Below are 26,468 nucleotides of genomic sequence, written 5' to 3'. Positions count from 1 at the left end.
GCCGCTGCGCAGCCCTGCGGGAGCAAGCGCCCTCGCCACAGGTTTTGTGTACTGCATAAAAAATTCTTCGATCCTCATTTATTGAGCAGGATTCAATGACTCCCTTGCCCGCATCTCTACGCTGGCTCCACTCCCTGGAATGGCGTCGCGGTTTCTTCGACTGGGCACGCAGCGATGGCGTGACCTGGGTGTATATCTTCAAGGTGTTGCTCGCTGCGTTTCTCACGCTGTGGCTGGCGATGCGTCTGGAGTTGCCGCAACCGCGCACGGCGATGATCACTGTGTTCATCGTCATGCAGCCGCAGAGCGGCCAGGTGTTCGCCAAAAGTTTCTATCGCTTCCTCGGCACGCTGGCCGGGTCGGCGATGATGGTCACGCTGATCGCTTTATTCGCGCAGAACACCGAACTGTTTCTCGGCTCGCTGGCGATCTGGGTCGGCATCTGCTCGGCCGGTGCCGCCCGTTGCCGCAACTTTCGCGCGTATGGTTTTGTCCTTGCCGGTTACACAGCGGCGATGGTCGGATTGCCGGCGCTGGCGCATCCCGACGGCGCATTCATGGCTGCAGTGTGGCGGGTGCTGGAGATCTCGCTGGGGATTCTCTGTGCGACGCTGATCAGCGCCGCGATTCTGCCGCAGACCGCCAGCGCAGCGATGCGCAACGCCTTGTATCAGCGCTTCGGTGTGTTCGCCCTGTTCGTCACCGACGGCTTGCGCGGACGCAGCAAAGCCGAGGCCTTCGAAGCCAGCAACGTGCGCTTCATTGCCGAGGCCGTCGGCCTGGAAGGACTGCGCAGCGTGACCGTGTTCGAAGACCCGCACATGCGCCGTCGCAACGGTCGGCTGAGTCGTTTGAACAGCGAGTTCATGGGCATCACCACGCGCTTCAACGCCTTGCATCAGTTGCTTGAACGCCTGCGCGGCAATGGCGAGGAACATGTCGTGGCGGCAATCAAACCGGGCCTGCAGGATCTCGCCGAAGTGCTCGACGGCTTCAGCGGCCGTGCCCTGACCAGCCCTGACGCGGCCCGTTTGGCTTCCGCGCTTTCGATCTACAAGGAAGGCTTGCCGACGCGGGTGCGGACCCTGCGCGGGATCTTCCAGAGCAGCGATCCGAGTGAAGCCGAACAACTGGATTTCCACACCGCCTACGAATTGCTCTACCGCTTCGTCGATGACCTGCACAGTTATGCCCAGACCCACGCGTCCCTGGCCGAACACCGCCACGAACGTGAACGCTGGGACGAGCCGTTCACCCCGCAAACCAACTGGTGGGCGGCGGCCGCCTCAGGGATCCGTGCCTCGTTCATCCTGATCGTGCTGGGCAGTTACTGGGTCGCGACCGCGTGGCCGAGCGGGGCGACCATGACCCTGATCGCCGCCGCCACTGTCGGTTTGTCTGCGGCTACACCGAACCCGAAACGCATGGCTTTTCAGATGGCCTGCGGGACTTTTCTCGGCGCGTTGATCGGCTTCGTCGAGATGTTTTTCATCTTCCCGTGGATCGACGGTTTCCCCTTGCTCTGCGTGATGCTCGCACCGGTGATCGTGCTCGGTTCGTTCCTCGCCTCACGGCCGCAGTACGCCGGTGTCGGGCTGGGCCTGCTGATTTTTTTCAGCACCGGTTCGGTGCCGGACAACCTCACGATTTACAACCCTTACACCTTCATCAACGACTACATCGCCATGGTCATGGGCATGCTCGTGTGTGCCGCCGCCGGGGCGATCATTCTGCCGCCGAACAGTCGCTGGTTATGGCAGCGCCTGGAGCAGGATCTGCGCGGGCAAGTGGTCTACGCGATCAGCGGCAAGCTCAAGGGCCTGGCCTCGAGTTTCGAGAGCCGCACCCGCGACCTGCTGCATCAGGCCTATGGCCTGGCGGCCGGGCAACCGAAGGTGCAGAAGACTCTGCTGCGCTGGATGTTCGTGGTGCTCGAAGTCGGTCACGCGATCATCGAGTTGCGCAAGGAGCAGGCAATCCTGCCAGTGCACCCGGCGTATGCCGAATCGCAGCCGTGGCGCCAGGCAATCCGTGTGATGGGCCGCGCGCTGGTACGCCTGTTCCTGCAGCCGAACGCGAGCAATCTTGAGCGTGCACTGGTGGCGGTCGATCACGCCATCAGCCGCGTCGCCGCCACCGATGAACCGTTCGCGCCGCACTTCGATACCTCGGCGCTACGGCGGGTGAAAAGCTATCTGCACTTCATCCGCACCTCATTGCTCGACCCGCAATCACCCCTCGCCGAATTCGCTCCCGCCAGGCCCGAAGGACTTGCCCATGCCTCGTGAAATCGCTTTCCACGGCGTGTACATGCCGACCATGACCCTGATGTTTTTTGTCGCTGCGGGGCTGGCCTGGGCGCTGGACCGCTTTCTCTCGGGGTTCGATCTGTACCGTTTTTTCTGGCACCCGGCGCTGCTGCGTCTGAGCCTGTTTACCTGTCTGTTCGGCGCCATGGCGCTGACTGTCTACCGCTGACTCTCTCTCTGAAGAAGGCCCCGATGAAAAAGTTTTTCAGCCTGCTCGCGACCCTGCTGGTACTGGCCCTGGCGCTGTGGATCGGCCGCACGTTGTGGGAGCACTACATGAACACGCCGTGGACTCGCGATGGCCGCGTTCGTGCCGACATCATCAACGTCGCCGCCGACGTCACTGGCGAAGTGGTAGAAGTGCCGGTGCGTGACAATCAGTTGGTGAAGAAGGGCGATCTGCTGATGCGCATCGACCCTGAGCACTACCGCATCGCGGTCAGGCAGGCGCAGTCGCTGGTTGCCTCGCGCAAGTCGACCTGGGAGATGCGCAAGGTCAACGCCCACCGCCGCGCCGACCTCGACAACCTGGTGATCTCCAAGGAAAACCGCGACGACGCCAGCAACATCGCCGACGCCGCGCTGGCTGACTACCAACATGCCCAGGCACAACTGGAAGCGGCCGAACTCAACCTCAAACGAACCGAAGTGCGCGCGGCGGTGGACGGCTACGTGACCAACCTCAACGTGCATCGTGGCGACTACGCACGCATCGGCGAGGCGAAAATGGCTGTGGTCGATATGAACTCGTTCTGGGTCTACGGCTTCTTCGAAGAGACCAAACTGCCGCATGTGAAAGTCGGTGACGAAGCCGATATGCAATTGATGAGCGGCGAAGTGCTCAAGGGCCATGTCGAGAGCATTTCACGCGGCATCTACGACCGCGACAACCCGGAAAGTCGCGAGCTGATCGCCGATGTGAACCCGACGTTCAACTGGGTGCGCCTGGCGCAGCGCGTGCCGGTGCGGATACACATTGATGAAGTGCCGGAAGGGGTTTTGTTGGCGGCAGGGATTACTTGCACGGTGGTGGTGAACCAGACTGCTGCGAAGCTCTGACAGACCGCGTCGTCCCCTTCGCGAGCAGGCTCGCTCCCACACTGAATCCAGGCTGCACCGAAGATCCCTGTGGGAGCGGGCCGCCCTGCCTAGAGTTTCGCGCGCAAGCCGAACCGCTTCATCAACGTCGATTCCAGCAAACCCTTGGGCAGCAACGCCGCCAACAACGGCAACGCGCGGCTGCCATTGCCGATGCGGATCAAGCGTGGCGGGTTGCTCTGCTGCACAGCCTTGAGCACCTCGGCGGCAAACTCATTGGCCGGTGTCGGCTTGTCCTGCGACGCCTTGGCCCGCGCGCGAATGCCCTCACGCAGCGGAAACCACGGCGACTGCTCGTTGATCAACTGCTCGGCCTCGTGCCCGGCGTTTTTGGCAAAACTCGATTGAATCGCGCCGGGCTGGACTTCCATCACGCGGATACCGAACGGCGCCAGCTCCATGCGCAGGGCATCGCTCAGCGCATGCACCGCCGCTTTCGACGCGCAGTAGGCACCGGCGAATGGCGTGACCAGCACACCGGACACGCTGCCGATATTCACCACCAGACCTTTGGCCTGACGCAGCAGCGGAAACAGCGCGCGGGTGACACCGACAATCGAAAAGACATTGGTCTCGAACTGGCGCTGCATGGCCGCTACGCCGCCGTCGAGCAACGGCCCCATGGCGCCGTAACCGGCGTTGTTGATCAATACATCGAGGCCGCCGTGTTGCTGGTGGAGGCGCTCGGCGAGTTGTTCCAGCGCGGCGCCATCGTTGACGTCCAGGTGGATCGCGATGAAACCGGCGGCGCTGAGCGCGGCGACGTCTTGCGTCTTGCGCGCGCTGGCCCAGACTTCGTAGCCGGCGGCTTTGAACGCATCGGCAAGGGCGCGGCCGATGCCGCTGGAACAACCGGTAATCAACGCAACGGGCATGGCGCATTCCTTGTGCAAAATAAGGTGTGGAGGAGATCAGTCGGAGAAACTGCCCTGCAAATGCTCGGCGCGAAACTCCAGGCTTTGCGGGCGATAGCCGGGGCGCAGCGGCGGCAGTGGCAAGCAGTCCTCCCACGTGGCGCCGGCCTGCAGTTCGCCGGGGCCGCGATAACGCGGGGCTGTGTATTGATTGTCCGCCAGGTTGACCGTATCGCCCGGCGCATAGGCAGCGATGCGCCAACGCAGTTCGGTCAGCGGCACGTCGTTGCCGTTGTTCATTTTCAATTGCAGCGGACGGTCGGCCGGGCATTGTTCGGGAGCGTAAGCGATGCGCAGTTCCAGGCGCGCGAGTTGCTTGATCTCGCGGTTGTCCAGCCACACCACCCACATGGCCACAAAACCCAGCCCGATTGCCGCGGCCACCGAAACCGGCAAGGCCTTGGCCGGATAGCGCAGCAGCAGGATCAACCAGGTGATGACCAGCAGGATGCCGATGAACATGTCGGATAACCTCGCAGAGACAGAGAGGCATCCTACCTAAGCGCAGGGGAGGTTGGCGATGGGCATTGGCACCAGGGGTGTCTGAGAGGGCCTCTTCGCGAGCAAGCTCGCTCCCACAGGGAAAGTTTTCAAGTGTGGGAGCGAGCCTGCTCGCGAAGAGGCCATTTCTGGCTACACAGAATCAAGACAAAAAAAGCCCCCGCCCAGCCCGCTGCGGATAGGGGACGCAACGGGCTGGACGAGGGCTTCTTGTTTCAGCGAGCGATTACTGCGCGATGGTTTTCACCGAGACGCCGCGCTCGACCGGGGTGGAGCGGCCGTAGATATCTTCGAAACGCTCGATATCGTCTTCGCCCAGGTAGCTGCCCGATTGCACTTCGATGATTTCCAGCGGGATCTTGCCCGGGTTGCGCAGGCGGTGCACCGAGGCGATCGGGATGTAGGTCGACTGGTTTTCAGTGAGCAGGAACACGTTCTCGTCGCAGGTCACTTCGGCGGTGCCGCTGACCACGATCCAGTGTTCGGCGCGGTGGTGGTGCATTTGCAGCGACAGGCACGCGCCCGGCTTGACCGAGATGTGCTTGACCTGGAAACGCCCGCCCATGTCCACCGAGTCGTACGAGCCCCACGGACGATACACTTCGCAATGGTTCTGGGTTTCGCTGCGGCCCTGCTCGTTGAGCGTGTTGACCATCTGCTTGACGCCCTGGACCTTGTCCTTGTGGGCGATCATCATCGCGTCCTTGGTTTCGACCACGACGATGTTTTCCAGACCGATTACCGAAACCAGTTTGCCGTTGCCGTGGATCATGCAGTTCTTGCTGTCCTGAATCACCACGTCGCCTTTGCTGACGTTGCCGTTGGCGTCTTTTTCATTGACTTCCCACAGCGACGACCAGCAACCGACATCGCTCCAGCCTGCAGTCAGCGGCACCACGCAGGCGCGCTGGGTCTTTTCCATCACCGAGTAGTCGATGGAGTTGTCCGGGCAGCAAGCGAAGGTGGCTTCATCGAACGTGACGCTGTCGGCGTCCTGCTGGCTGCGCTCGAGGGTCAGCAGGCAGGTGTCGTAGATGTCCGGATCGTGTTTTTTCAGTTCTTCGAGGAAGCGGCTGGCGCGGAACAGGAACATGCCGCTGTTCCAGTAGTAACCGCCGGATTCGACGTACTCGGTGGCGCGCTTCACGTCCGGTTTTTCGACGAAGTGCGAGACACGGCTGACGCCTTCGGGCAGCAGCGAATCAGCGGTGGACTTGATGTAGCCGTAGCCGGTTTCCGGTTTGGTCGCCGGCACGCCGAACAGGACCATTTCGCCGTTTTCCGCCGCGACGGTGGCCAGGGCCAGGGCGCGTTGCAGGGCTTTCTGGTCTTCCAGCACGTGGTCGGCCGGCAGCACCAGCATCAGTTCGTCGCGTCCTTCATTGACCAGCATCATCGCGGTCAGGGCCACGGCCGGCGAAGTGTTGCGGCCGAACGGTTCCATCAGGATGCGCTGGCATTCCAGATTGCGTGCGGCCAGTTGCTCGTTGACGATGAAACGGTGTTCCTTGTTGCAGACCACGATCGGCGTGTCCATGCCTTCGAACACCAGGCGCTCGAGGGTTTGCTGGAACAGGGTGTGTTCGCCGGTCAGGGCGAGGAATTGCTTGGGGAATTGCTTGCGCGAAAGAGGCCACAGACGCGAACCGCTACCACCTGACAAGATCACCGGAATCATAGTTTTTACTCCATAAAATCAATTTGGTTAGAGCCCTGTGGGAGCGAGCCTGCTCGCGAAAGCGCTGGCTCAGTCGACATTGATGCTGCATGTCAGACCGTATTCGCGAGCAGGCTCGCTCCTACAAGGGTTACTGCGTCAGTTCGGGAAAAGGGTTAGCGAGTCGACACCGGGCGTTTTACCCAGACTGGCGACAGGTTGCTGCCGTTGCCGGTGACGTACAGCACGGCTGCCTCACCACGCTCCAGCGCGACCGGTTTTACGTCGCCGACTTTCTTGTCGCCTTCGTACAGCGCCAGGCTGACTTTCACCGGGTTGATTTCACGTTCGCCACGGCCCTTGGCTGCGACGTTCGGCACCACTTCGGTCTTGCCGTCGGCGGTCTTCAGGGTCAGCGGCTTGTCGCTGAGGTTCTGCACGCGCACCAGGGATTTCTGCTTGTTCTTGAACGGTGGTTCTTCGATCAGTTGTGGCGCGCCGGAAGCGTTGTTGACCAGGGTGTAGTAGTGGTCACCGGCGAGTTTCACTGGCAGGGTCTGGCTGCCGATCTTGGCGCTGTAGTCGCCGCCCGGCATGAAGCTGAAGTCACTGCTGGCCAGTGGCGCGATATCGCTCAGGCTGGTGCTGCCGACAGTGGCGCTGACTTCAGCGTTGCTGGCGTTGTAGACACGTACGAAGGTCGAGCCTTTCGGCGCGGTCGGGCCGTACAGTGCAGCATCGCCACCGGCGAAGGCTGGGACGGAAAGCACGCTGAGGCCAGCAACCAGTGCGAAGCTTTTAGCGAGACGACGAGGAGTAGTAGTGAAAGTCATGGTGTACCTCTCTTTCAGTTTTGCGCCCGATCGGGCGTCTCGGATTTAGTGTTGATGGCTACGTTTTGTTGGCGGGCGCCGGCTTGTTTGAGCTCTGCGACCCACTGTGGGTCGGCGTCGCCGATTTCGTTGTTCACAGGCAGATATCGTTCAGGAAACTCCCAGATCAGCACTTGTGGCGGGCTGTTCTTGAAGTCATCGCTTTTCAGGTAGCTGAGCATTGGCAGAATCGGGCCGTGGCCGTCTTCGGCGTAGTTGACGACGTCGCTGTGCAGCGCTTGCTTGAGCGCACCGACGAAGTTCCAGTTGGGGTTGGCGCTGTAGCTGGTGCCGATCAGTGCCACCGGTACTTCGCTGTTGGTGAACAGGGCGTCGTCACCGGCAGGTTGCTCGGCGGCCACGGTGTTGCGTTTGAGCAGAGGCTCAGGCGCCGGCATCATGTTTTCGAACAGCGGATCGAGCGGCAGGAACAGACGCAGATCGCCCTTGTGCGTGACCTTCTCAGCTGGCGTGGTGACGAAGCGCTGTGGCTCGCCGCTCAGCGGGAATTTCTCGGCAATGGTCCTGGCCAGCGTGTTGGCCGCGATTTCGGCGCCTTCCGGGGTCCAGTGGGTGTCGGTGCGCAGGAACACTTGCTGACCGTTCTGCTTGGCCTGTTGCAGCGGGCCGAGCAGGTCAGGGGCGAGGATCTTGTCGGCAGCGACACGGGCGTGGAAATCCTGATACAGATTCTGGTGAATGCTCGCAGGCTTCACTTCACCCAGATGCTCCGGGTACAGACGCACCTTGGCCGGCACGATCGCCATCACCAGTTTCACGCCTTTCTCTTTCAAGGTCTGACGCACGCCTTCGACCAGCGCGTAGTTGCCTTGCAGGTTCTGCTCTTCGTTGACGATCGGGTTGAATTCCTCATCGCTGTACAACCACTGGTCGCGGCCGAGCACGACGCCCGGACGACCTTCGTTGAACAGTTTGAAATCCAGCGCGGCCCAGAGGTTGGTGCCCAGACGCTTGATCGGGAATTCATCGTCATAGTGGGTTTCCACCGCCTTCGTCCAGCGGCCGTTGAGCACCGTCGCATCGGCGTTGGTGCTGAAGCCGAAGAAGCTGCGAACCGACCACAGGCCCAGGACCAACAGCGTCACCAGGAACAGGGCGATGTAGAAGATGCGTAATGAGCGGGTCATGTCAGATCCCTCAGAACTGGAAGTAAAGGAACGGCGAGAAACTTTGCGCCGAGAGTTTGAGAATCGAGGCGATGAACAACAGCAGAATCAGCCCGCGCATCACGTAGCGCGACCAGTCCGCGGTCCAGTAGGCCGGTTGCACCTGGGCTTCGACGCCGACGGTGTAGCCAGGTTCATGGATGCTCGCAGGATTTTCACCAGGCGCTGCCTTGATCATTCCCGGGGTCGCAGTGGCAGGGCCATCGGCCTCGACGTTGACTTCAGGTTTGGTCTTGGCTGGCGGCTGATTGGTGTACAGATCACGCAGGCCGAAGAACGCCAGGGTCACGTAAGCCACCACCAGGGTTGCCACTTGCAGGCCGGTCAGGCTGGCCTGATTGAGTTCCGACAGCGACCAGTCACCGAAGCTGAACATCGCGCCGTACATGCGTCCGGCAACGTGCAGGTTCTCGGCACGGAAGATCACCCAGCCCATCACCACCAGCAGGAAGGTCAGTGCCCAGCGGATCGGATTGAGGCTGCGCGGCGAGGTGTTCAGGCCGAGCATTTTTTCGATCGCCAGCCACATGCCGTGCCAGGCGCCCCAGATGATGTAAGTGATGTTCGCGCCGTGCCACAGACCACCGAGCAGCATGGTCAGGAACAGGTTGCGATAGGTCATCAGCGTGCCTTTGCGGTTACCGCCGAGGGTGATGTACAGATAGTCACGCAGCCAGGTCGACAGGCTGATGTGCCAGCGGCGCCAGAACTCGGTGATCGACTGGCTGATGTACGGCTGCTTGAAGTTTTCCATGAAGCGGAAACCCATCATCAAGCCCAGGCCGATGGCCATGTCGCTGTAGCCGGAGAAGTCGAAATACAGTTGCGCGGTGTACGCCAGCGCACCCAGCCAGGCATCGCCCGTGGTCGGGTTCTGCAGGGCGAAGCAATGGTCGGCAACCACGGCGAGGGTGTCGGCGATGAAGACTTTCTTGATGAAACCCTGCATGAACCGCGTGCAGCCCTCGGAGAACTTGTCGAGGGTGTGCGTGCGGTTGTTGAACTGATCGGCGAGGTCGCGGAAACGCAGGACCGGGCCGGCAATCAGGTGCGGGAAGATCGCCACGAACGCTGCGAAGTCGATCAGGTTGCGCGTGGCCGGAGTGTCGCCACGGTACACGTCGATGATGTAGCTGATCGATTCGAAGATGTAGAACGAAATACCGATCGGCAGCAGTACGTGGGTGAGGATGAACGGCTCGAGACCGAACGAGGTCATGATCGCGTTGATGCTGTCGACGCCGAAGTTGGCGTACTTGAAGTAGCCGAGGATGCACAGGTCCACCGCCACGCCGAGCAACAGCCAGCGCTGCGCCGGTTTGGTCCTGACGCCGGCGGCACCGACTTTAAGGCCGATCCAGTAGTTCCACAGCGTGACGCCGGCGAACAGTGCGAGGAAGTCCACTCGCCACCAGGCGTAGAACACGTAGCTGGCGATCAGCAGCAGCAGGTTGCGATAGCGTTGCCCGCTCAAGTAGTACAAGCCGAGAAAGATCGGCAAGAACAGAAACAGGAACACGTTGGATGAAAATACCATCCCGATCTCTCCATGTTTGAACCAACAGTCAAGGGCCAAAGCCCCCCCAAACCCCCCGTGGTAGTGGAGGGGTGACACAGTGTTTGCTTGAGGTCTGGGCTGGCCGTCAAACCGCGCCCCTCACCCCCCGCCCTCTCCCGGAGGGAGAGGGAGCCTGATCTCCATGGTTTTCAGAAAAGGAGATCGGCTCGATATTGCAGGTCGGCGAATTTCAGAAAAGCACCTCGTCAAGTTCCCTCTCCCTCCGGGAGAGGGTTAGGGTGAGGGGCTTTTGCTCTTCGCCTTTCAAGAACCCTTGTTGCCCTTTTCATGGGACGGGTCGTAGACCTTGGTCAGGTCGCCGCCAAGGCGGAAGGTCTTGAACGGCTGCATGCCGTGCTTCTTCTCGATCACATCCGGCGCACAGGTGTAGAGGGTGCAGAACGGTTCGAGCCAGGCGAATTTCATGTCCTCTTTCAGGTCAGTCATGTCCTGCTTTTTGCCGTTCTTTTCTTCGAACTCATCAGGGTCCTTCACACCGGCCAGCACACGATCACCGAGACGCTTCAGTGCGCCGTTGTTTTCCTGACGCAGATCGACACCGTTGACCTGAGCGAAACTGGCGATCATCGCCAGCGGCGGCAGGGCGTAGTTGTGATAGGCGAGGGCGCGTTGCTGGCGCTTGAGTTCGTTGGGCAGGAAGCCGTCGGCGTCGACTTGATTGACGCCAACCTTGTATTCCTTCACCGCCCAGTCGAACAGGTCGCGGCGGTTGGTGGCGACGGCGGTGGCCATCACCGACCAGGCGGCCCAGTACGAGTGGTTGTTGGTTTTTTCCAGCGGCAGGTTGTCCCAGTCGCTGACCACCTGATCGGCCATTTTGCTGAACCAGGCTTCGATCAGCTGCGCTTCCTGCTGATGCTGGGCCAGCGGATGCGAGTCGGAAAACTTCAGGCGAATGTACGACGAGGCCATGCTGCCCAGCGCCCATTTGCGCATCGACTTGCCGGTGTGGTTGAAGTCTTTCGACATCAACGCATCGGCCTTGGCCCACGCGGTCAGCCAGTTGAGCGTGCATTCGAGCTGCTCCGGGCGACCGTCGCGCATGAACTGCATGACGCGTTTGGCGGTGCCGCGCTCCAGCGTGGTGATGTCTTTGGTGGTGTCGCGAAAGGCTTTTTCCGACTGCACGTTCAGCGTTGCGCGGGCCTTGTCCGAACCTTCGTATTTGCTGCGAAATTGCAGCGGTCCGGTGTACGGCGCCGGCATGGCATCGCAGCCATCGCTGTTGTCGCCGGTCTTGAATTTATCCACCGGGGCGAAGTAGCCCTGCGGTGGACGCAATGGCGCAGCGGCCTGGGTTGCCCCGGCGAACATCGCCAGGCTCAGGAGCGTCGGTGCCAACAGATTTTTCAGTTTCGGATTTCGCATAGCAGACCTCATTGCCCGAGCTGCGCGGTCTGTTGACCAGCGCCCGGGAATACGTTGCGTTTGCAGATTTTCGCTTCGACTTTTTGTGGCGCGGCGCCAGGTCCGGCTTCAGGACCCTGGACTTCGACCGCCAGCAGGTTTTGCGAGGCCCAGTCTTCGTCCGTGCGCAGCTCAAAGGCGAAACGACCGTCGGTGTCGGAGGTTTCCGGTTTCTCGATCTTGATGTCCTCGTGGCGACCGTTCATGTACCAGAGGGTGGCTTGCAGGGTTTTCACCGAGGTGTCGGCGAAGCGGATGTCGACCTGATGACTGGCGTTCTGCAGGTTCAGGTTCTTGCTGTTGACCAGCAGTTCTTGCTTGCTGCCCGGTTTCAGCGTGGTGCTGGCGGACATCTGTGCGTCTTTGCCTTCGCAACCGTTGTCGAGCAGCGCCATCATCTGGCGATAGATGGTTTCCTGGTCGAGGCGATACAGCGGCGAGAATTCCCAGATGAGAATCTTCGGCGGGGTCTTCTGGAATTCTTCGCTGCCCAGGTACTGCAACATCGAACCTTCCAGACCGCCGCCGGGGAAGGCCACGTTGAGAATGTCGGCGCCGATGGCTTCTTCAAGGAAACCGGCGAAGTTGTAGTTCTTGCCGCTGTGCGACGTACCGACCAGAGTGATCTGCGGATTGCCGGAATCGCCGAACAGATCGCCGTCGCCTGCCTCGCCTTTCGGCTCGGTGGTGAACTGGTCCATGTACTGGATCGCGTAGCTGGTGCCACACAGTTGCCCGGCCATGTTGTGCAGGGTGCCGGTCTTGCCCATGCGCCCGGACTTCTTGGTCTCGAATTCACGCTTGGGAATGTCGGCGAAAGCCGGGATCTGCTTGACCTTTTCCGCCACGATTTTTGCCGTGCGCTGAGCGCCGTATGGCGTCCAGTGCTGGTCGCCACGGAAGTAGAAATCGTGGGCGGGCAGGGTGTCCGGCAACGATTCGTTGGTCAGGGGCGACAGGTCCGGCACCACGTAACCCATCTTCGCGAAACGGCCGAGCATGGTCTTGTAGTTGCCCAAGGCTTTCTCGTAGTCGAACGCGGCTTTCTCCTGCGGGTTGAGCTTGTTGCGGTTCACCAGGCCTCGGGTCGGCTGGTAAACGATCACCAGTTCGACGCCTTTGCTCTTGAACGCATCGTGCAACTGTTGCAGTCGCTTGTAGCCGGCCGGCGTGGTGTTGAACTCGGTGCGCAAATCTTCCTGGGTACGGAACAGCCAGTCGCCCTGCGCCTGTACCAGGGTGGTGAAGTTCTGCTGATAACGCGTTGTGTAGTTTTTCGCGTCATGGGCCGCCGGGCACAGGTTGCAGCATGGCTCGGCGGTGAACTTCGGTGGGGTGACGCTTGCGCCTTCAGCGTCGGCGCGTGCGTTGCCGGCAGCAAGAATGCCGAGAGTCAGGGCCGAGAGGCTGAGCAGTTTGATCATGTGTGGGTGCATAAAAATTATCCTCAGTCCTGCAATTCGGTCTGGCGTTCGACAGGGTCGATCAGCACGGCTTTCTGCTGGCGCACCAGCAGGTCGAGAATTTCATCCTGGCGCTCGCCGAGGATGCCGTTGAAGCTGATGCCGCTGGACTTGGTCGGCGCCAGCATCGACACGCGATACAGCTCGACACTCAGCGGCGAGTCGATCGACAGCGGGCCGCTGCCATTGGCCGCCAGTTCGCCGCCAACCACGATCAGCGACACCTGCGCGTCGAACGGGTCGAGCTTGATGTCACGGTCGGTGTCGGTCAGGTCCTTGATGTGGCCGTAGATACCGGTGAGGCCGTTGGTCATGGCGACGTTTTCGTAGAGGCGGATGTTCACGCTGTTACGAATACGGATGCCGTGACGGGTATTGCTGATGACCTTGTTGCCCCACAGCAGGTTGTCGGCGGACTCATAGAGCGTGATGCCGTCGGTGTGGTTCTTGTAGATCTCGTTGTAGGCAATGATGTTGTTGACGCTGTTACGGTCGATCACCAGGCCCGACAACTTGTTGTCGTAACTCTTGTTGTTGAAGATGAAGCTGTCGTTGACCTCACGGGAAATGATGATCCCGTGCTTCTTCTTCGTGCCGTGAACAGTGTTCTCGGCAATGATCAGACGGTGCGAGCGGTCATGCGGGTCGATGCCGTAGACGATGTTGTCTTTGTAGGTGTTGCCCTTGACCACGAAGTCGCGGGTTTCGTAGCAGTAGAAGCCGTACCACATGTCCGAGAACTCGGAGCCGACGATCCAGCCGGTCGGTTCCGGGCGCTTGAGAACCTTGGCCATGTTCGGCGTGTACTGGGAAATACTCACTCCGTACGACTTACTGTTGGCGTAACCGAAGCTGGCCATCTTGCTGTTGACGATGTAGGTCTCGGTGCCGCCCCAGGCGAGCAGGAACGGACGGAATTCCTTCGGCGAACGGAAGGTTGCCGGGCCGTTGTCCTTTTCGCGCCAGCCGGTGACTTTGGTGTCACGCACGAACAACTGACCGTCGTTGATCAGGAACGAACCGGCCTCTTGCGACAGGCGCAGTTCCTGGGTCTGACCGTCGATTTCGAGGATGCCTTTCTCGCCGACCACGATCGGCAATTTGGCCAGGTACACGCCCGGCGAGGTCTCGCTGAAATACTGCTTGGGCAGTTTTTTCGCCAGATCCTTGAGGTTCATGTAGCCGTCGTCGATGAAGATCGCCTGCGGGATGCCGTGCTGACGCACGACCCATTCGGCCATCTTGTTATCGCCGCCGATGAAATCCTTCAGGGCGTTTTCCTGCATCATCCGGCGCACGCTGATCTTGCCCGGTTTGCTACGCACGATTTTCGCCGCAGCGGCCTCGGCGGTGAAGCCGGACAGGTCGGGCAGTTTCGGCTTGGCCAGTTGCAGCGCCTCGGTCGGCGCGCTGCTGACGGTGTAGGTCTTGGCCTGTTGCAGTTCCTTGGCCACGGTCGCAGGTTTCGCCGGTTCAACATTGGCGAAGGCGCCGGCGCTGGCCAGCAGCATCGCGCCGGCCAGCAGGCTGAGTGAGCCTGTTCTGGTGCTGATCATGTCGGGCACTCCCTTGGCGGTTTGCATCAGAAGCGCCAGATCACGTCAATGAATGCGCGGTGCATGTAGGAATCAACCTGGCTGCCGTAGGCATCGCCCGGTTTGAACACACCGCCACGGAAACGCACCAGTGCCGAAGGCTCGTCGATCGACTGGCTCAACGCCGCCGGCAACAGGCCTTGCTTGAAGTACTTGGTGACGACCAGGTCCATTTCCTGACCCAGGTCCTTGTTGCCATCTTCAAGCGGCAGCGAGGTGCTGGAGAGGATCGCGCCGGTGACGTCGTCGGTGTTGTTTTCCACCGCGTTGATGCCGTTGCTGCCGACCGGCTTGTTGCCGTCGACACGCCAGAACTTGTGGTAGATCAGGCTGGCGTCGTACTCGTCGTTGACCATCCACGAACCGAACAGGGTGGCGGTCTGCATGTTGTTCATTTCGCCACGGAATGCTTCGCCGAAACGGTGTACGCGCGAACGGGTACCGGTGTAGTTGGAGCGGTTGCTCTCCAGACCGTTCTGTTCGTAATCGGCACTGGCGCGGGCGTAGGCACCGCCGACTTGCCATTGCGGATCGAGGCGCAGGCGCACGCCGACATCGGCGGCCCAGCCGCTGATGTCATCGCTGCGCTTGGCTTGTGTCGGGCGCGTGCCATCGGCGTTCAGCGCGTTGACCGTATCGCGGTCGCCGCTCATGCCGGTGATGCTGCCCCAGTAGTTGACGGTGTTGGTGTTGCGCCAGTTGTAGGCGTCGCTGTCGGCAGTCAGGCCGATCCAGCTGATGTCGCCGTTCTCGGTCTTGTCCAGCGAGTCGCGCGGGACGCCCGGTTCGGCGTAATCGAGTTTGCCGTCGTCGTGAGTGTGGTGACCGCGAATGCCGACCCACTGGCCCGGTGTCCACTGGTAAGCGGCGTCGGCGTAGGCGTGCAGGCGATCCTTGTCTTTCGGCGCCAGCTCTTTCAAGTCGGTGCGGTATTCGCTGAAACGCTCGGCAACACCGGCATTGGCGCGCAGCAGGGTGGTGTCGAAGGTCCAGTTCAGCGCTTCGATGTTGGTGTCGCGCCATTGGCCGTCGTCATTGCGCAGACGCTGGCGACCGAACTTGAGGATCTCGCCAGGGTACGGCGTGAAGCCGCTGTAGCCGACCCAGAACTCGCGCATCGCCAGGTAGTTTTTCTTGGTTTCGCGATCGCCGCTGTCGGTGGTCTGTTCACCGTCGGACTGCTGCAGGGTGTCGGTCTCGATGATGTCGGTGGAAGTCACCGCCTGGCCCATCGCGTAGGCGCTCCACGCGCCGCTTTCGCCGTAGATCCACGGACGCAGGTCGAGGCCCACGCCATTGACGTCGCCGCCACCGGCAGTGCCGAGGTCACGGTCGTCTTCGGATTGACCGGTGAGTTTCACTTCCAGACCGAAGTTCTTGCTTTCAGTCATCGCAGCCAGTGTCGGGCAAGACCAGATCAGCGCGAAGGTGAGGCCAATACCGGCCTTCACGAATGGGTTCAGCTTCATAGTTTTTCCTCGCCGTCTTCTTCTTGCAGGGCGTGCAGTTGCAGCGTGTTCGAGTTCAGGGCGCCACGGCTGGCCTGTTCCTGTTGCAACAGGCGGCGGGCTTCGGGAAGGCGCTCGGGCGGCAATTGCGCCTCGAGGGTCGCTGCCAGTTCATCGGCTTGCGGGGTGTTCTGCGCCTTGGCCAGTTGGCTGAATACGTAGGCGTTCAGCGGATCGGGCTTGGTGCCCTTGCCTTGGGAAAACAGCTGGGCGATGGCGAAGTCAGCACTGTTCTGGCCGTTGCGCGCAGCGGTCAGCAGGTGGTCGAGGGCCTTCTGCGGATAGACCTTGCCGAGGTAGCCACGGCGATAGATCTGGCCGAGGTAGTAGTCGGCGGCGACTTCGCGGCCAACGGCTTTCTGGAAGTGTTCCTCGGCGACTTTGGCGTCGGCCGGAACCATTTTGCCTTCGTAGTAGACCTTGCCCAGCAACAGTTCGGCGCGCGGCTGATCGGCGGCGCGGCCATTGTCCAGGTACTTCATCATCTGGTCGACGTCGCCCAGTTCGGGGAAGTCGTAAAGCAATTGGGCGAGGGTGACCCACGACGCCGGGTAGCCCGGAGCGATCGGCTCGAGCAGCGCCTGCGCAGTTTTTTCGTCGGTCTTGCCCAGGGTCGAATCGGCCAGCACGCGGGCCACGGAATCGACTCGCTGCGCGGTGACGGTGCCACGGCTGTAACCGGCCTGCATCTGCTTGATCAGTTCGGCCTGTTGCTCCGCCTGGCCACGTTTCTGGTAGACGGTAGCCAGTTCGACATAGCAGATGTCGGTGGTGTTGATTGCGGCCTTGCAGATCTTTTCCACGTCATCCAGGTGCTGGTCGTAAGTGCCCTGGGTGCGATACAGCAGCACCTGCGCCAGACCGGCTTCCGGGTAGCCCGACTTGCGCCACTGATCGATCTGCTGCTGGGCGTTGATGTTCGGGAAGCTGTGCGGGTATTGCAGGTACAGCATCGCCAGCGGGATCAACGTATTGCCTTCGCCATTGGCGGCGGCTTTTTTCAGCAGGGTTTCGGCTTCATGGTGTTCGGCTTCGGTGGAGCCCGGCTTGGCCACCAGCAGACGACCCAGACGTGCCTGGGCTCGCGGCGACACGCTGGCCGCTGCGCGATAGGTCGCTTCGGCCTGTTTCATCTGCGCCGGGTCACGGCTGTCGACCTGGATATCGGCCAGACCGACTTGCGCCTCGCTGTAACCCAGATCGGCCAGTTGCTGGTAATTCTGCGCGGCGGTGGCGGTGTCGCCACGCTTGAGCGCTTCGTTGGCCAGACGCTGATCGGGCAGCCCGGCGCAACCGGCCAGACTCACTGCCAATGCCAGGGCACACACCGTTCCCTTGTAGGAGTGAGCCTGCTCGCGATGCAAGCGACTCGGTACATCAGACAAACCGCGGCGATCCCATCGCGAGCAGGCTCGCTCCCACAGGGTCGGCGGTGTGTTCAAGTTATGCGTAGTCACAGGCATGTCCTCGACTTAAAGACCGGCAGCCATGGCTTTGTCGATCAGCCAGTTCAGGTTCGGGCCACGGTCGCTGTTCACTTCCACCGGGCGGCCGGCGAGGCTGCTGTCGAGCGGCTCGTCTGGCTGGATCTGCACGCGGATGTCGGAGGACAGGTCGGCGCTCTTCAGGCTGGTGCTGCTGACGATCTTGCCGGTGCGGGTCTTGTCTTCGCCGGCGATCTGGAAGCTGACTGGCGTACCCGGACGCACGTCGCCGAACTGGCGATAGGAGAAGCGTGCTTCAACGTTGGCCTGGGTGTTGCGCGGCACCAACTGGAAGATCACGTCGCCCTTGCTCGCGTACTGACCGTCAGCCACCAGTTGCTGGGCCACGGTGCAGTCGCACGGCGAAGTCAGGGTGCCGGTCATTTGCTTGCCGAACAATTCTTCAACCTTGGCCGGGGCCAGTTGATCTTCGGCCAGATGGCCCTTGAGCACGTCGAGCATGCTGGTGCTGAAGGTCGCCAGCGGTGCGCCTTTGGCAGCGACGCCGTCGGACTTGACCAGACTTTGCACGGTGCCGTCGCGCGGCATGGTGATGTTCATCCCCGGCACGCTGACCAGACCGGCCTGCGCATGGCTGACGAAGTACATGCCGTACACCGACTTGAAGATGAAACCGGCAGCGACCAGGCCGACAGCGAAAATACCGGCGCTGAAGGTCACGGCTTTGAGACGGCCGAACGGGGTCATGCCGGTATCGTCGGTCTTGTTCTTGCGCGCCTTGGTGAAGTTGTCGCGCTGCAGGGTCGCCAGCACTTCGCCGATGCTGACGATGTCGCCGGCCAGGTGCGAAGTGATCAGGTGGCGCAGAGTGGAAATGTCCTGCGGCTCGAGGTTCTGGAACTGGCAGCCGGCACGGCCGGTGGCGCGATCAAAGGAGCGCACCTGCAGTTCAACGTCCATGGCCAGGCCGAGGTTGTCGATGACGAATTGCAGACGCGCCTTGTACACCTCGCCGATGGTCAGCGGCATCTGCCCGGCGTTGAACGCCAGACCGCCAGCGGACAGATCGAGGACCCGCGCTTCGAGCGGAGTCCGGTCAGGGCCGAAGAAACGCAGCTTGGCCGGGATTTTCACGCGAGCGTGCTGGCGCTGGGCTTCGGATTCATGCACTACGTTGACGTTGACGGCGGTATTCATAGGGGCGATTTCCTTGTTAATTCAATAGGAGCGGGTCAGACCATCATCAGCAGCACGGCGACAAAAATGCTGCCGGCGGAGAAGGTCATGGTCCGAGACGACCAGGTGTTGAACCAACGTTGAAAGCTGGCGAGATCACGGGTCAGGGATGTGGGCTGGCGAGTCCAGGATTGTTGGTCGAGGCGGAAGAACACGTAGATCTTCACCATGGCGCCAACGATCTGGTTGTAATACAGAATCGCCGGGTAAGCAGGGCCGATACGGTGGCCGGAACACGACAGCAACAGCGTCAGGATCAGGCGGGTGATGCCGATCCACAGCAGGTACACGAGGATGAACGCGGTGCCGTATTTGAAGCTGGCGATCAGTGCCACGGTCAGACCGAGCAGCGAGGTCCACATCGACACGCGCTGGTCGAACAGCACCACCGAGGTGAACACGCCGAGGCGGCGGATACCCAGGCCCAGTGCACGCGAGTTCTGGCGCAGGTTGTTGCCGTACCAGCGGAACATCAGCTTGCGGCTGGCCTTGATGAAGCTCTTTTCCGGCGGGTGCTCAACGGTGTTGATCGCGGCGTCCGGCACGTAGAAGGTGTCGTAACCCAGGCGCATCAGGCTGAACCAGCTCGACTTGTCGTCACCGGTCAGGAACTTGAAACGCCCCAGACGCCAGTGTTGCAGCGAGTCGCTTTCAACGTCGGCGATGAATTCCGGATTGGTCACCACGGAGGCTTTGAACACCGACATCCGACCGGTCATGGTCAGTACGCGCTTGGACAGGGCCATCGAGCACATGTTGATGTGGCGCTGGGCGAAACGCAGCTTGTGCCATTCGCTCATGATGTAGCCGCCGCGCACTTCGCAAAACTCGTTGGTGGTCAGGCCGCCGACATTGCCGAACAGCTGGAACCACGGCACGGTCTTGCGCACGACGCCTTCGCCGAGCACGGTGTCGCCGTCGATCACGGCCACCACGGCACGGTCGTCCGGCAGGTGACGGGAGATCGCGCGGAAACCGAACGCCAGACCATCGCGCTTGCCGGTACCGGGAATGCGTACGAAGTCGAGCTTGACTCGCTCCGGCGGATTCATCCGCGCCCACAGCGCCTTGACCAGCAACTCGTCGGACATTTCCACGATCGAGCAGACAATGGTGGTCGGCAGTTCGCAGTCGATGGCTTCGCGGATCACCGAGCTGTAGACCTGCGCGGTTGTCAGCGCGTCAATACGGAAGCTGGTGACCATCAGAAACACATGCGACGGGTCAGCCGCTTTACCCAGCTTGCGTACTTTGCGACGCAGGTGCGGGTAAACGATGTAGAGAAAAATCATGCCGCGCACAAAGTGCGTTGCACCCATCGAGTAGCGCCAGATACCCACGGCGCCAATCAGGAAAATGAAGTCCTTCGACTCGGAGTCGAATGTGGACGTGGGCAGCATCAAGGCCAGGCCCATCAGCAGACTGAGATAAAAAAGCCAGCCGGCTGATTGCAGAAAAAAATGTTTGAGCTTGGTCATAACCGTCATCCGAAGGTGATGGAGGCTTCAAGCCGCAAGCGTGTTGCTTTTGCTTGCGGCTTGAAGCTTGAGGCTTGCCTTACCAGCAAATGCCTTCGGTGCGGCTACCGGCGCTGGTGGCTTTGGACATGAAGCCCACCAGGTCGATGACTTGCTTGCCTTGCGGCGCTTCGTGGGCTAGCGAACGGAATTTCTCGTCGCGGTTGCCGAGGATGATCACGTCGGAGTTGTTGATCACCGAGTCGAAGTCCGAGTTGAGCAGGGACGACACGTGCGGAATCTTCGATTCGATGTAGTCCTTGTTCGCACCGTGGACGCGGGCGTACTCGACGTTGCTGTCGTAGATGCTCAGGTCGTAGCCCTTGCCGATCAGCATTTCCGCCAGTTCGACCAGCGGGCTTTCGCGCAGGTCGTCGGTGCCGGCCTTGAAGCTCAGACCGAGCAGGGCGACTTTGCGTTTGTCATGGCTTTCAACGATGTCGAAAGCGTTCTGCACTTGCGATTCGTTGCTGCGCATCAGCGAGTTGAGCAGCGGTGCTTCGACGTCCAGGGAGCCGGCGCGGTAGGTCAGCGCACGTACGTCCTTGGGCAGGCACGAACCGCCGAAAGCGAAGCCCGGGCGCATGTAGTACTGGGACAGGTTCAGTGTCTTGTCCTGGCAGACCACGTCCATCACTTCACGGCCATCGACGCCGACCGCTTTGGCGATGTTGCCGATCTCGTTGGCGAAGGTCACTTTGGTGGCGTGCCAGACGTTGCAGGTGTACTTGATCATCTCGGCAACGGCGATGTCCTTGCGGATGATCGGTGCGTCGAGTTCTTCGTACAGCGATTGCAGAACGTCGCCCGACGCGGTATCGAACTCGCCGATGACGGTCATCGGAGGGTGATCGTAGTCGGCGATGGCGGTGGATTCACGCAGGAATTCCGGGTTGACCGCTACGCCGAAATCGACGCCAGCCTTCTTGCCCGAGCAGTCTTCCAGAATCGGGATTACCACGTTGGCCACGGTGCCTGGCAGCACGGTGCTGCGCACGACGATGGTGTGACGGGTGGTTTTTTCACGCAGGACAAAACCGATCTCGCGGCACACGGCCTCGATGTAGTTCAGTTCCAGGTCGCCGTTCTTTTTGCTTGGCGTGCCGACGCAGATCATCGACAGGTCAGTATCACGAATCGCCTCGGCGAAGTTGGTCGTACCGCGCAGACGAGCGGTCTGGACGCCCTGTTGCAGAAGTTCGCCCAGGCCCGGTTCAACGATTGGCGATTTGCCGGCGTTAATCATGTCGATCTTGTCTTTGGCAACGTCGACGCCAACTACGTCATGGCCCCGTGCAGACAGGCAACCGGCACATACTGCGCCAACGTAACCCAAACCAAATATGCTGATGCGCATCGCAATTACCTCTGTATATATCTGGCCTTAGATGGCCGGAGTTAATGGTGTTCAGCGGTCACTAGTGCACTCGAAAGTGCGGCTTACAGGCGCCACAATGCCGTGTGCAGGCATACAAAGTTCCGAGTGTCTAATAAATGCACTCAAGAAGTGCGCAACTAGGCCTTGTTGTTATGACTTGCCCTGTTATGCAGCCGATCTTCCGTGCGGGAAGACTCTTGTGCAGTTATGTAGCCTGCTCGACGTCGGGTAGGGGGCCCGTAAATCAAGCAGTTAGGTGCTCAGGCGAGCACGTTTATAGGGGCGCGGCCTTGGCCTTAGTAGGGGATATTAATGGTGCGTATCTCCTGTCCTTCGATTGTTTTGAGACTCGTTAGTCACTCAGGCAAGTTGGTGTGACAACTTGGTTACATGGCTATCAGCTCTGCGTAAGTTATCTCGTACAAACTCGGCGAGAATCGTTACCGGTGGTATGAGCAACGCATTTGGACATAGTTCCAGCCCGCTCATCGTGCCACCCGAAATTTTTTGAAATATTGACCAAGATGGCACTGAGAGCAAATTGATAGCACTAGCGACTTGGCCCTTTATTGATCGAGGTGAAAACGGGGTCGATAGTTTTGTGCCACTACGGGTAAAAAATTTAGGTGCCACTACTGAAAAAAAACTTGAGTGTCGAGTGAAACTAAAATTAGAAAACAGGTCGTGGTTTTATTGGCGCCATGAAATTGGCGATATGCTGCGGGGGGATTTTGACTTCGGGCGGACTGCACGACTCCCAGAGAAAAGAGTCGTGCAAAGGGCATGCTTTATTCCGGGGCGTGGTCGCGTAAAAACACCAGATTGTCGGGTTTCGATTGCTCGGCGCTGTAGCGATAACCCTGCACATTGAACTGCTTGAGCTGAGCCGGGTCGTTGATGCGTTCCTGAATCACAAAACGGCTCATCAGGCCGCGCGCTTTCTTCGCGTAGAAACTGATGATTTTGTACTGGCCGTTCTTCTGGTCCTTGAACTCGGTGTTGATGATCCGCGCCTTCAGAGCGTTGCGCTTGACCGCGGAAAAGTACTCGTTTGATGCAAGGTTGAGCAGCACGTCATCGCCTTGCTCGGCCAGCGCCTCATTCAGCCATTCGCTGATGCGCGTGCCCCAGAACGCATACAGATCCTTGCCACGGGCGTTGGCCAGTTTGGTGCCCATTTCCAGACGATACGGTTGCATCAGGTCCAGCGGGCGCAGCAGGCCATAAAGGCCGGAGAGCATGCGCAAGTGCTTTTGCGCGTAATCGAATTGCGCCTCGCTGAAGGACTGAGCGTCAAGGCCGGTATACACGTCACCCTTGAATGCGAGCAGGGCCTGCTTGGCGTTCTCTGGAGTAAAGGCTGGCGTCCAGCTGCCGAATCGCGCGGCATTGAGGCCACCGATCTTGTCGGACACGTGCATCAATTCGCTGATCTGCGCCGGGCTCAGCTCGCGCAGCTGCTGAATCAACTCCTGGGAATGGTCGAGGTATTGCGGCTGGGTGAAGCGCTGGGTCGCCGGCGGTGTTTCGTAGTCGAGAGTCTTGGCGGGGGAAATCACCATCAGCATGAAGTCGTCTCCTTTAATCGTGGGGGCGATTCTAGGGGGTTGTCCTTGTTGACTCCAGCTATGAGCGTGATAGGTGATCGGTGGTGTCATGGAACAAGATCGCAGCCTTCGGCAGCTCCTACAGATTGCGCTCGAGATGAAACCGCAATGAATTCAATGGGGACAGGTAGGAGCTGCCGAAGGCTGCGATCTTTTGATCTTTGTTTTGATCCACCCGCGATATAGTGCCGCGCGGGTTTTGTTATGGAGGCATCCCTTTGCGCATTGTTCTTTTATTCACCGCGTGGCTGCTGAGCTACGCGGCCGTGGCGGCGCCCGGCGATGCGGCGACGCTGGATCGCACGACTTGGCCGGAGCAGTTGAGCAATCCGACCCTGTTCGACGTCGCGTCGCGGGCGGAAATCCTTATGTTCGCTCGCGGCCTGCTCGGCACCGAATCCATCGACGAGGCGGCACTCGCCCAGCGCCTGGGCCTGCGCACGGTCAATATCGATGCGATCAATCAGTTGCGCCAGCGTCTCTGGCAGCGCTTGCTGACCAATTACAATCACGCCCAGCAAAGCTGCGATCAGGACGCCTCGTTCTGCTTCCTTGTCGAAGACCTGCCGACCCTGCGCGAGCAGGCCGCCAAGTTCGTGGTCAGCGACGACAGTTATTACACCAAATGGGCCGAGCCGAGCCGGATCTTCCATTTGCAGTATCTGGACGAGCTGATGCGCAAGGCCGCGCTGTCGCCGCAAACCAGCAATGAATTCGATCGTTTCGGTGACTACGAGCGTAACGGCGAAGACATGCACGACCGGCTGTTTCTGCTGACTTTCGACAGCGCCGCCAACCTGCAACCGGACAACACCGACTGGCTGACCGAATATCTGCGCAAATCGAATCTGAGCGGAACATTTTTCGTCTTGGGCAAGGATATCCAGGCGCGGCTCGCCGGCCGTTCGGTCAGCAGCCTGCAAGCGAGCTTCTCCCGGCAGTGCGTTGGCGTGCAGGGCTGGGAATTCCGCTCCCACAGCCATTGGCAGGACTGGCAGGATTCGGTACGGCGCAGCGCCGATCTGGTGAAGAACAAACTGCCGGAAAACTTCGTGCCGCTGTTCCGTCCGCCGGATGGCCAGCGCCGCAGCGACGCGCAAGGTTTCTTCAATACCCAGGGCCTGCAAGTGGCGCTGTGGGACATCGATGCCCAGGACGGTGCCGGCAAGCTCAAGGGCCCGGCCAGCGCGCAGCGGGTGTTGACCCTGATGCTGTTGTGGCGTCACGGGGTGATCAATTTCAACATGAAACAGGACGCCGTGAAGACTTCGCTGCCGTGGCTGATCACCCAGACTGCGCAGAGCGGTATCGGTTGGGAAGACTGCCAGGACGCGTTTCGTTGAGAAACTAAAAAAAGCCCGGAAACATTGGGCTTGGGGTGATTTTTGCCGGGAATTCGATGCAGGCGGACTTCCGACTTTAGCGGTGTCTGGGGAGTCCGCCAAGGCCTTTTCGTCACTCTGCAAAATAAACTTAAAAAAACCGTCAAAGTACTTTTTTATGTCATCGGTTTTGGAGTATTACGAAGACAGACCGCCGAAACCTGCAACACAGGTGGCGTCTTCCAAGACTCCTATTGTGTGCAGTTCATCCAGGCCCTCGTGGATGAATTCGGCAGTCACCTCGAGGCGCAGCACTGTCACGGTATTGCGTCGAATGGCTCCCACATAGGTGACCGAGTATGGATGATCACGGACGCAGCCCTTCCTCCAACCAGCCAATCCTGTATGTACTCGATACCAACGTATTGATTCACGATCCAAATGCCCTGCTGAATTTCGAAGAACACCACGTCGCCATCCCGATGACCGTGCTGGAAGAGCTGGACAAGCTCAAGAGCGGCCATCACAGCGTGGCCGCCGAATGCCGCCAGGCGATCCGCCTGATCGACAAGACCCTGGGCGACGCGTCTCCCGAAGACGTTGAACTGGGCGTGCCGATCCAGCGTGGCAAGGGCGGGCCGAAGGGCTTGCTGTCAATTCTGATGAGCAAGCAGGCCGAGTCGAATCTGATTCTGCCCGAGCACCTGAACGACAACAAAATCATCAACCAACTGATCGATCTGCACACTCGCGATCCGCAGAAACCGGTGGTGCTGGTCACCAAAGACATCAACATGCGCCTCAAGGCGCGCGCCTGCGGCATCGACGCCGAGGACTACAGCACCGACCAATTGGTCGATGACGTGTCACTGCTGCCCAATGGCTACCACAACATGACCGGCTCCTTCTGGGACCGCGTGAGCAAGGTCGAAACCCGCCAGGACCATGGCCGCACCTGGCACCAGGTGCAGTTGATCGACAACCTGCCAGCAGTGCATATCAACGAATTCATTATCGACGAGCAGGGCTTTGTCGGCTGGATCAAGGAAATCCAGGAAGACAAACTGCTGATCCTCGACCTGCATCAGGAACCGCTGCTGCATCAGGAGGCGTGGGGGCTGAAGCCGCGCGACATCTATCAGAGTCTGGCGCTGTACGCGTTGCTTGATCCGGACATTCATCTGGTCAACCTGTCCGGCGCCGCCGGTTCGGGTAAAACCATCCTGGCGCTGGCCGCTGCGATCGAGCAGACCATGGTCAGCAAGCGCTACCGCCGCATCATCGCCACCCGCAGCGTGCAGGGCCTGGATCAGGAAATCGGTTTCCTGCCCGGCACCGAAGCGGAAAAAATGGAGCCTTGGCTGGGCGCCATCACCGACAACCTCGAAGCCTTGCACATGGATGACGAGAACACCCATGGCAGCGTCGACTACATCCTCAGCAAAGTGCCGTTGCAGTTCAAATCGCTCAACTACATTCGCGGTCGCAGCTTCCAGCAGAGCCTGATCCTGATCGACGAATGCCAGAACCTCACGCCGCACCAGATGAAGACCATCATCACCCGTGCCGGCGCCGGTTCCAAAGTGGTGTGCCTGGGTAACCTGGCACAGATCGATACCCCTTACCTGTCCGCGACCAGCTCCGGGCTGACTTACCTGACCGAACGCTTCAAGGATTTCCCCAACGGTGTGCACATCACCCTGCAAGGGGTGCCTCGCTCGATCCTGGCCGAATACGCCGAATCGCATTTGTAATCCTTCACCCAAAACCGGGCGGCCAGTCGGCCGCCCGTTTTTATGGCCTATGCAAATCAAAATGTAGGAGTGAGCCTGCTCGCGATAGCGGTCGATCAGTCGACATCAATGTTGAATAC

Annotated in this window: 20 protein-coding genes; 5 read left to right on the top strand and 15 right to left on the bottom strand. The window is 60.2% G+C overall.

Annotated features, from left to right (window positions below; translation table 11 throughout):
- Positions 1–95 precede the first annotated feature (95 nt).
- The 3 genes from DCO47_RS14845 to DCO47_RS14835 are packed head-to-tail and all read left to right on the top strand — an operon-like array spanning position 96 to position 3,368.
- Entirely contained in the window at positions 96–2,288 is a 2,193-nt protein-coding gene (locus tag DCO47_RS14845; protein ID WP_116658365.1) for an FUSC family protein, read from the top strand.
- Positions 2,278–2,478 (top strand): DUF1656 domain-containing protein, encoded by a 201-nt coding sequence (locus tag DCO47_RS14840; RefSeq protein WP_041479478.1) that lies wholly within the window; start codon positions 2,278–2,280, stop codon positions 2,476–2,478. Before DCO47_RS14845 ends, DCO47_RS14840 begins: the two co-directional genes overlap by 11 nt.
- A gap of 23 nt (positions 2,479–2,501) precedes the next feature.
- A complete protein-coding gene (locus DCO47_RS14835) occupies positions 2,502–3,368 on the top strand; it encodes an HlyD family secretion protein (protein WP_042607692.1) in 867 nt (288 codons plus the stop codon).
- Between the two features lie 89 nt (positions 3,369–3,457).
- Here DCO47_RS14835 and DCO47_RS14830 read toward each other — a convergent pair whose 3' ends face one another.
- The 15 genes from DCO47_RS14830 to yaaA form a co-directional block, all read right to left on the bottom strand.
- The gene (locus DCO47_RS14830; RefSeq protein WP_116658364.1) at positions 3,458–4,282 is read right to left on the bottom strand and encodes an SDR family oxidoreductase; all 825 of its coding nucleotides are present in this window, start codon (positions 4,280–4,282) and stop codon (positions 3,458–3,460) included.
- Positions 4,283–4,318: 36 nt separating this feature from the next.
- On the bottom strand, positions 4,319–4,783 hold the full coding sequence (locus DCO47_RS14825; protein ID WP_042607694.1) for a hypothetical protein: 465 nt from the start codon (positions 4,781–4,783) through the stop codon (positions 4,319–4,321).
- Between the two features lie 265 nt (positions 4,784–5,048).
- Positions 5,049–6,500 carry a mannose-1-phosphate guanylyltransferase/mannose-6-phosphate isomerase gene (locus tag DCO47_RS14820; protein WP_042607695.1) on the bottom strand — a complete coding sequence of 484 codons (1,452 nt, stop codon included), beginning with the start codon at positions 6,498–6,500 and terminating at the stop codon, positions 5,049–5,051.
- 155 nt (positions 6,501–6,655) lie between these two features.
- Positions 6,656–7,312, bottom strand: coding sequence for an alginate O-acetyltransferase AlgF (locus DCO47_RS14815; protein ID WP_042607696.1), 657 nt, complete (start codon positions 7,310–7,312; stop codon positions 6,656–6,658).
- A 14-nt stretch (positions 7,313–7,326) separates the two neighbouring features.
- Positions 7,327–8,499 carry an alginate O-acetyltransferase gene (locus DCO47_RS14810; protein WP_116658363.1) on the bottom strand — a complete coding sequence of 391 codons (1,173 nt, stop codon included), beginning with the start codon at positions 8,497–8,499 and terminating at the stop codon, positions 7,327–7,329.
- A 10-nt stretch (positions 8,500–8,509) separates the two neighbouring features.
- Entirely contained in the window at positions 8,510–10,075 is a 1,566-nt protein-coding gene (locus tag DCO47_RS14805) for an MBOAT family protein (protein WP_065615832.1), read from the bottom strand.
- A gap of 285 nt (positions 10,076–10,360) precedes the next feature.
- On the bottom strand, positions 10,361–11,485 hold the full coding sequence (locus DCO47_RS14800) for a mannuronate-specific alginate lyase (RefSeq protein ID WP_064364419.1): 1,125 nt from the start codon (positions 11,483–11,485) through the stop codon (positions 10,361–10,363).
- An 8-nt stretch (positions 11,486–11,493) separates the two neighbouring features.
- The gene (locus tag DCO47_RS14795; protein ID WP_042607700.1) at positions 11,494–12,960 is read right to left on the bottom strand and encodes an alginate O-acetyltransferase; all 1,467 of its coding nucleotides are present in this window, start codon (positions 12,958–12,960) and stop codon (positions 11,494–11,496) included.
- Between the two features lie 11 nt (positions 12,961–12,971).
- Complete coding sequence (algG, locus tag DCO47_RS14790; RefSeq protein WP_064364545.1) at positions 12,972–14,543, bottom strand: mannuronan 5-epimerase AlgG; 1,572 nt, start codon at positions 14,541–14,543, stop codon at positions 12,972–12,974.
- Between the two features lie 26 nt (positions 14,544–14,569).
- Positions 14,570–16,051, bottom strand: a complete 1,482-nt coding sequence (locus DCO47_RS14785) for an alginate export family protein (protein ID WP_042607701.1) — start codon at positions 16,049–16,051, stop codon at positions 14,570–14,572.
- Positions 16,048–17,553, bottom strand: a complete 1,506-nt coding sequence (gene algK, locus DCO47_RS14780) for an alginate biosynthesis TPR repeat lipoprotein AlgK (RefSeq protein WP_173867379.1) — start codon at positions 17,551–17,553, stop codon at positions 16,048–16,050. The genes DCO47_RS14785 and algK overlap by 4 nt, the downstream gene beginning before the upstream one ends.
- 9 nt (positions 17,554–17,562) lie before the next feature.
- Complete coding sequence (locus DCO47_RS14775) at positions 17,563–18,732, bottom strand: alginate biosynthesis protein Alg44 (protein WP_042607703.1); 1,170 nt, start codon at positions 18,730–18,732, stop codon at positions 17,563–17,565.
- A 35-nt stretch (positions 18,733–18,767) separates the two neighbouring features.
- Complete coding sequence (gene alg8 / locus DCO47_RS14770) at positions 18,768–20,249, bottom strand: mannuronan synthase (RefSeq protein ID WP_162276426.1); 1,482 nt, start codon at positions 20,247–20,249, stop codon at positions 18,768–18,770.
- A gap of 79 nt (positions 20,250–20,328) precedes the next feature.
- A complete protein-coding gene (locus DCO47_RS14765; protein WP_042607705.1) occupies positions 20,329–21,645 on the bottom strand; it encodes a nucleotide sugar dehydrogenase in 1,317 nt (438 codons plus the stop codon).
- Between the two features lie 809 nt (positions 21,646–22,454).
- Positions 22,455–23,234 carry a peroxide stress protein YaaA gene (gene yaaA, locus DCO47_RS14760; RefSeq protein ID WP_064364416.1) on the bottom strand — a complete coding sequence of 260 codons (780 nt, stop codon included), beginning with the start codon at positions 23,232–23,234 and terminating at the stop codon, positions 22,455–22,457.
- Positions 23,235–23,491: 257 nt separating this feature from the next.
- On the opposite strand from yaaA, the gene DCO47_RS14755 reads away from it, so the two are divergent.
- The gene (locus tag DCO47_RS14755; RefSeq protein WP_065615834.1) at positions 23,492–24,616 is read left to right on the top strand and encodes a polysaccharide deacetylase family protein; all 1,125 of its coding nucleotides are present in this window, start codon (positions 23,492–23,494) and stop codon (positions 24,614–24,616) included.
- A gap of 338 nt (positions 24,617–24,954) precedes the next feature.
- The gene (locus DCO47_RS14750; protein ID WP_042607708.1) at positions 24,955–26,349 is read left to right on the top strand and encodes a PhoH family protein; all 1,395 of its coding nucleotides are present in this window, start codon (positions 24,955–24,957) and stop codon (positions 26,347–26,349) included.
- Positions 26,350–26,468: the final 119 nt, after the last annotated feature.

Origin of the sequence: Pseudomonas sp. NDM, from assembly GCF_003105095.1 — a bacterium.
GTDB lineage: Bacteria > Pseudomonadota > Gammaproteobacteria > Pseudomonadales > Pseudomonadaceae > Aquipseudomonas > Aquipseudomonas moraviensis_A.
This window is presented reverse-complemented; position numbering and strand designations above follow the sequence as displayed.